This is a genomic window from Microcystis sp. LE19-10.1B, from assembly GCF_027530565.1.
Lineage (GTDB): Bacteria > Cyanobacteriota > Cyanobacteriia > Cyanobacteriales > Microcystaceae > Microcystis > Microcystis aeruginosa.
Window position 1 is genome coordinate 1 of sequence record NZ_JAPZQM010000759.1, and the last position, 4,454, is coordinate 4,454.

General features: G+C 41.4%; 5 protein-coding genes and 1 CRISPR repeat array. Of the genes, 2 read left to right on the forward strand and 3 right to left on the reverse strand.

Features of this window, described 5'->3' with window-relative positions; all coding sequences use genetic code 11:
- Positions 1–31 precede the first annotated feature (31 nt).
- A complete protein-coding gene (locus tag O9332_RS27520) occupies positions 32–166 on the forward strand; it encodes a hypothetical protein (RefSeq protein ID WP_288028207.1) in 135 nt (44 codons plus the stop codon).
- 161 nt (positions 167–327) lie between these two features.
- A CRISPR array of direct repeats spans positions 328–666; the repeat unit is 36 nt; unit sequence CCTTACCTATTAGGTCAAATAGGATTAGTTGGAAAC.
- Positions 667–999: 333 nt separating this feature from the next.
- On the forward strand, positions 1,000–2,283 hold the full coding sequence (locus O9332_RS27525; RefSeq protein ID WP_002758587.1) for a protein kinase domain-containing protein: 1,284 nt from the start codon (positions 1,000–1,002) through the stop codon (positions 2,281–2,283).
- Positions 2,284–2,315: 32 nt separating this feature from the next.
- On the opposite strand, the gene dps is transcribed toward O9332_RS27525, so the two are convergent.
- From dps to O9332_RS27540, 3 genes are all read right to left on the reverse strand, one after another.
- Positions 2,316–2,849, reverse strand: a complete 534-nt coding sequence (gene dps, locus O9332_RS27530; RefSeq protein WP_002758588.1) for a DNA starvation/stationary phase protection protein Dps — start codon at positions 2,847–2,849, stop codon at positions 2,316–2,318.
- A 222-nt stretch (positions 2,850–3,071) separates the two neighbouring features.
- Entirely contained in the window at positions 3,072–3,803 is a 732-nt protein-coding gene (locus O9332_RS27535; protein ID WP_002758590.1) for a glutathione peroxidase, read from the reverse strand.
- Between the two features lie 204 nt (positions 3,804–4,007).
- Positions 4,008–4,454: RNA-guided endonuclease InsQ/TnpB family protein (locus tag O9332_RS27540; RefSeq protein WP_288028205.1), on the reverse strand; the 447-nt coding region annotated here is incomplete at its 5' end.

A 4,454-nucleotide genomic window follows, 5' to 3' on the forward strand; every position in this document is an offset into this window, starting at 1 on the left:
AACCCTTATATAGAAAGGCATTTAGCGATTTTTGTCAATTGTTTTTGCTCTAGAGCGAACTAATCAATTAAGTCTCTTGCCAGATAAGGATTTAGTCGATTTATGCCCCCCTATCGAACCATACCAAGTAACGAAGAACCGAATTTCATCTGAATTTATGAGTTGAAATCGATTTTTCATGGACAGAGTTCTTAAAACCTGTCTATCTCCAGCCTTGGATGATAATTATCTATCAAAAAATAATGCTTCTACACAAGTTCTCTATTTAAATAAGAGAATTTTATCTGATTTTTTTCAAAATGAGAATTGCTGTTGGAACACCAGTGACCTTACCTATTAGGTCAAATAGGATTAGTTGGAAACAAAATCCTGCTCTACCCAGCTTTGTGTCCCATTATCCCTTACCTATTAGGTCAAATAGGATTAGTTGGAAACGTCGGTCTGGCGTGAATAATGCAGGAAATTGCTGGTAGATCCTTACCTATTAGGTCAAATAGGATTAGTTGGAAACTAAAAAAGTAGGGCTAATTCCGGAATTAGCCCTACTCTTCTTCCTTACCTATTAGGTGAAATAGATAAGGTTGGAAACACTTTGATAACAGCAGTCTTAGAGATTTTATAATCCGCTCTCCTTACCTATTAGGTCAAATAGGTAAGGTTGGAAACCTTCTCATAAGAAACAGGAGAAGCAGGGATTGAAGCGATTTTTTTTATCCGTTAATTTCCCCTATCAATCCGTTAGGATTACTAGGCAATTAACTAACAAGAAAAAGTCATGGCAGTCTTAGAAATGCTCACCGTTCCCTTTTGCTCTCCCCTTGCTGGCAGCCTTGGCGAATAGATAATTAAAATAACTCAAATAGGACTGCCCTAGCAGTTCTTTCTAGGTAAAGCGGCAATTTTTAATCAATTGTTAAAATATTAAAAGGATGCTAAAGATGGCGGCTAGGGTTTCCAGAGTGAGCTATCCTAGAGATACTACTTACTCCATCCTCCCCCATGCTCGATCGAGTTCTCCATAGTCGTTATCAAGTCCAACAGTTACTGGGAAAAAAAACTATCTTAGCTAGGGACAGACACACCACCCAGTTAGTTATCATTAAACTTATTTCTGTTCCTAGGGGGCAAGGGAGTCAGTTTATCGGAGAAATAACTGGTAAAATTGCCCTATTGCGACAACTCTCCCACCCATCTCTCCCCAAATACCTCGATAGCTTTGAGATAGATTCATCCCAGGAAGCAATCATCGCTATTGTCCGACCTTATTTATCAGCGCAGCCTTTAGAAAACTATCTTAACTCCAGTTATTTGTTAGCAGAACAAGACCTCAAACAAATTGCCAAATATCTTTTGGAGATTCTCTCCTATCTCCATCAGCAGGATGTCCCCATTAACCACGGCAATATTAAACTTAGTAATATCCTCTTTGATACCCAGTCCCATCGTTTTTATCTAGTTGATTTTGCCTTTGATTCCGATTCTCCCACCACGGACTTACAGGATATAGGTAAAAGTTTGATTAGTTTAGCCACGGGGATTAAGCATCGTTACATACCCGAAAACTTTGAACAAAAAACTAATCTAAGCGCTTTTTTCATCTATTGGTTAAAAAGATTATCAAACTCCCCCCCAGACTCTCATTTTCGTTCGGTGACAGAAGCTTTAGCCAGCTTATATAGTTGTCAATTGATCCTAGTATTTATTGGCAATCTGACCAAACCCTACGGCAGCGAAGTTACTGTTTATAAAAAAGATAATCTCCTGCAAATAAAAATCGCTAGTAAAACCAAACAAAAGTTTTTCAACAATCTCAAAACCCAGTTAAGACAGTTTTTACCATCCCTATTCTTTACGTTCATTCTCTTAACCATAGTCGGTATTTATGAGCTCAAACTGGTCGCTTTTTTAATCCCGATTATCCTAATTTTTCTGCTCAATTTAATCTCCTCTAGTTTATCTTGGCAGTTATGGAAATCTTTTTGGCAGGGGGAACTAGAGTTAAAACTTACCCCCAAAAAAGTTTCTCTCTACCAAAAACTCTGGGGGCTGAAATTTAAACTAACTGCCGATGCTGCTAGTTCCGAAATTTATAGTCTCCTCCGTCGCAATGTCACCGTCACTATGCAGGGAGAAAATGTTAATATTATTCCTCCTTCTCTGGTTCTCGTTGCCAACCATCGAGAATATGTTATCACTGCCAGTGAAGATGTTAGCGAAGCGGAATTAGATTGGTTGGCACAACAGTTAAGTGATTGGCTACGTTTACCGATTACGAGAATTTAAGGTGTATTAAGCTAAGTTAATACACCCCAAATTTATCTGATAACATCTTCCGATTTAATCAGATGCGCTTCTAGGAACCAGAGACGTTTATCGATGTCCCGGGAGATTTCCGTATAGAGATCTGCTGTGTCGGCATCCCCTTGATTGCCAGTGGTATCAATAGCAGAACGAAGATGGGCGGCGTATAAGGCATAACGTTCGGCTAAAGCAACGATATGTTCACTACCATCGACGATATCAGCCGGATATTCCGGCAGAATCGAGTTAGCGGCAGCGATGCGCGCTGTTCCCAAAGCGGTTCCACCTAAAGCGGTAATCCGTTCTGCTACCATGTCCCCATAGCCTTCTAATTCCGTGGCCATTTCGTCGAATAGGCTGTGCAATTGGTAGAAATTTAAACCTTTTACATTCCAGTGGGCCTGTTTAACCTGAGTTTTTAGGTCTAAACTAGCGGCAAGGGTTTGGCTTAAGATTTCAACCACAGCTTTGCGGATATCTAATGCTAAATCGATGCGGGTGGCGTAGTATTGTCCCGTGGTTTTGGTTTTGACTGGAGTGGCTACCATAATCTTTCTCCTTGATCAGTTAACAGAATACTCGATAATTTTCTCACTTGTGTCCGTGTAGAGGGGACTGATTTTGATCCTACAATTAAGCTCAAGTTATACACATCCCCTTTCAGAATTGATTAACATCGCCCTCAGCCGTCAGCTAGATAATAGTGTTGATAACTAGAAAAATGGCTAATTAATTGAAAAATCAGAGGCTGATAGCTGATAGCTGATTAATTATGCTCCTAAATAAGCCGCTAATTCTTCCGAACCGCCAATTAATTGGCCGTCAATGAAGACTTGTGGGGTGGTGGTATTACCACTCATGGCCCGCAGAGAACGACTGGTGGCATCCCGTCCGAGGATAATTTCTTCGTATTGTAGGCCTTTTTCTTCTAACATTTTCTTGGCCCGGAGGCAGTAGGGACAGCCGACTTTCGAGAAAAGAGAGATTAAAGGCGGTTTTTTGGCTTCTGGGTTGATGTAGTTTAGCATCGTTTCTGCATCGGAGACTTTGAAAGGATCTCCCGGTTCTTCCGGTTCAATGAACATTTTCTCGATAACACCATCTTTGACTAGCATCGAATAGCGCCAAGAACGTTGACCGAAACCTAAGTCAGCTTTATCGACTAACATCCCCATTCCTGCGCTAAATTCGCCGTTACCGTCGGGAATCAAGACGACATTATCACATTCTTGATCTTTTGCCCACTCGTTCATGACAAAGGTATCATTCACCGACAAGCAAACAATAGTATCTACGCCATTTTCCCGAAAAACTGGGGCTAATTCGTTATATCCGGGTAAATGGGAGGTGGAACAGGTGGGAGTGAATGCCCCGGGTAAGGCAAAAAGAACAACGGTTTTTCCTTTGAATAATTCCTCGCTGGTGATGTTCACCCATTGATTATTTTGACGTACAGGAAAGGTGACATCGGGAACTCTCTGCCCTTCTCGGTTTGGTAGCATAATCGTCAACTCCTAATTGCTAAGTCGTACTCATTTTGAGTTTGTCTAAATTAAGTGTACTCATAACGACTATGAGTTGTCAACAAGTATTTATGCTTAAATCAGGAGATAGGAGACAGGAGACAGAAGACAGGAGAATGGGAATTGACTCTCCCCCGCTAACCGCTCGCGCGGTGTAGCGGGGGATTCTCGGTTCTTAGGCTTTTAACTAGATCGACCTGGTTTAACCCGGTCGATCCCCGTCAGATCGCCTCCGCAAGCGTTTTCTAACACGGTCAGTCCGACCGCGTTTTTTCCTCGGTTCTCGATTACCTTCGCTGATGCCGTATCTCTCGGTTCAATGTGGCCGCAAGAATCACACCGGTGAACTCTTTCCGATAACGCTTTTTTGCCGGTAATCGCGCCACAATTCGGACACTCTTGCGAAGTTCCGTTTTTATCGACCTTAAGATAATATTTTCTCCGTTTCCAAGCGACAAAGGGTAGTATCTCGTTAATAAAACTACCGACACCCGAATCTAGAGATTGTTTTCTAACGATCCCTCTAGACCAGGAAACGAAGTTAATATCCTCAACGAAGATATTATCAGCAAAATCGCAAAGGTAATGACTTAATTTAAAGTGCCAATCTCTACGAGTATTAGACACTTT

What these genes read in the sequence shown, in the direction of transcription:
- O9332_RS27525 (WP_002758587.1), top strand. Translation starts at nt 1,000, where the DNA reads ATGCTCGATCGAGTTCTCCATAGTCGTTATCAAGTCCAACAGTTACTG.
- dps (WP_002758588.1), bottom strand. Translation starts at nt 2,849, where the DNA reads ATGGTAGCCACTCCAGTCAAAACCAAAACCACGGGACAATACTACGCC.
- O9332_RS27535 (WP_002758590.1), bottom strand. Translation starts at nt 3,803, where the DNA reads ATGCTACCAAACCGAGAAGGGCAGAGAGTTCCCGATGTCACCTTTCCT.